Annotated in this window: 2 protein-coding genes; both read left to right on the forward strand. The window is 63.5% G+C overall.

What is annotated here, in order from left to right; all coding sequences use genetic code 11:
* Window positions 1–1,004: hypothetical protein (locus NP3_RS49310; RefSeq protein WP_169814589.1), on the forward strand; the 1,004-nt coding region annotated here is incomplete at its 5' end.
* A 153-nt stretch (window positions 1,005–1,157) separates the two neighbouring features.
* The gene (locus NP3_RS27985) at window positions 1,158–1,973 is read left to right on the forward strand and encodes a hypothetical protein (RefSeq protein ID WP_157124584.1); all 816 of its coding nucleotides are present in this window, start codon (window positions 1,158–1,160) and stop codon (window positions 1,971–1,973) included.
* The last annotated feature ends 269 nt before the right edge of the window (window positions 1,974–2,242 follow it).

The raw sequence follows: 2,242 nt of genomic DNA on the forward strand, positions 1-2,242 counted from the left end.
AATCGAAGCTGAAGAAGGCGATAACGGATGCCCAGGGTGGGGTCTGGGCGGAGGATATGCGGTTCGGTGGGCGTTATGGCTGGTATTCCCAGTCTTATATGAACCGCGAGCTCTTCTCCAACAGAGCCAGACGGGAAGCGAGGGCCTACGGCGGTTTGGATTCGTTCCGGGGCAACGCCGCGGGCGTGCAAGGCGTAATCGATGCCGGTGGTACGGCGGCTGATGCATTCGGGGGTTTGATCGGTGCCGGTGCGCGGAACGAGACAATGGCGCAACTCACAGCTCGCTCGCGGGAAGTCATCACCAAAGCCGGAAAAAACGAACCTTTTAAAGATAACGACCTGGGTTTCCTGGCTGCTGCGGTACGGCAAGCTCAGAATTCGGCACGCCTGCTCGTCAACGGAGAAGGCGGCAATGCCATGGAGACCGCCGCAGATTTCGCCACCTTGGAACAGGCAGCCCGGGAATTCCGCCGAGTCAGGAGAGGGGGCGTCGCGCTGGACGAAGGCCTCCAGCTGAGTCAACCACAGCTGGATTTTGTCGAGCAATACATGGACGATAATCCGTTGACTGCCAGGGCGAAGATGCAGGCGCTGAACGCGATAATTACAAATCAGGCGCCGGTGACAGGTACGGCGGCCCACGCGGAATGGCAAACATTGCAAAACGCGCACATGCGCGCACATCACACGCCTCTGGACGTGGAGACTGCCGAGCGTATGAAGCAATGGATTATGAACGATCACGCCAGGCGCGCCGAGGAAAGAACCCACGAGCTCCTGGCGGATGTGACCAATCCAGAGTTGATTCGTAATCTCAGGGAAGAGGTCTACCGGGCCGGTAACACCGACTACTACGCAAACGGTGGTGATGGAGTTCCTTCGAACAATGTGACGCCGGTCGGGTACATACCAGGCACCAACCAGCGCACTCCGGCTAATCCGAACTGGGGGCGGGGGATGCGGGACGTAGCCCGATTGCTGAGGGCGGGGCCTAATTACTGATCAGGTCTGCGCCTGTGGAAAGTTGAATTTGCTTGTCCTGGGCAGAGAGGGAATTCGATGATCGGTCGCCTGATGGTCCTCGCGATGATCCCTGCGTGGGCGTGGGTTCTCATTGCCGTGGTGGGAGTGTGCGGAGTCTGCGGGGGCGGGGGCATGCTTATGACGCTGGCGGGGAACACCTCCACATCCTCCACCGCGGATCTGCACTATCAATGCGATAGTGCCGTCGGCCCGGATCCGGCCGTCACGACAACGCCATCGAGCGCTACCACCTCGCGCCGGGCAGCCGACACCCTTCCCGAGTCCGAAGCGCCCACCACGAACCCGTACGCCGAATGGACCATCGCGCCAGATGACACCGATGCCTCGAACTGGCAGCGATCGTGCGCGTCCGCGATGCGATCGGCATCGTGGCAGCTGCCACCACTGCAGACCGTCAATTCCGGGCTCGCCGTCGAGTGCGCGCGGCAGTTCGCGCTGGCGGTGGCCCGTAACCCGGCGACGCTCGAGCCCGGCCGCAACGGTTCGCCGGGCACCGCGGATGCCGCGACATTGACGAAGAGCGTCATCGATGCGGCCTCGGATGCGGCGATGACGGGTCAATGTCTCGCCGCGGCGGGCACCGGTACGGTCGGCTCGTCATCGGGTGCCGCGATACCGCGGACCGGGTCGGCGCAGGTTGCCTGCGGGCGGCCGTCGAGTTCGACAACCACCGCTCGATCGGCTGTCGTGCTGCCGAGTGACATTGCCGCCCAAGGTGTTTGCGGTCAGCGGGTTGATACGGCGGCGATCTCGCCGGGGGATCTGGTCTTCTGGGACTACCGATCCAACGCTCCCACCCGAGTCGGTATAGCCGTCGACGCGACCCAGATTGTCACCGTTGATCCGGATTCGGGGCAGGTTGTCGAGCAGGTGCTGCCGACCCGAGGTGATGTGCGGGTGAAGCGGGTGTTGAAGGGGGACTCTTGACGAGTCCGTTGGTGTTGGCCGCGGAGGCGGAGCCGGTTGTCGATGATCCGGGTGCGGAGGGGGATTCGGGTGATGGTGACCTAGCGGGGGTGGTGACGCCCTGGACACGAAAGCCTCGGCAGGGCGCGAGCCCTGGGGCGTCGGGGTGGCCGGGGCCCGGTTCGGGTGGGAATTCACAAGCGCCGCAAGAGGGTTCGGACTCGCAGAATGAGCCCGCCTTACCCGGTCAGTCTGCGCAGGCTGGATCCGGGCAAGGGAGTGGGGTGCCT

The organism is Nocardia pseudovaccinii NBRC 100343, from assembly GCF_001613225.1.
Taxonomy (GTDB): domain Bacteria; phylum Actinomycetota; class Actinomycetes; order Mycobacteriales; family Mycobacteriaceae; genus Nocardia; species Nocardia pseudovaccinii.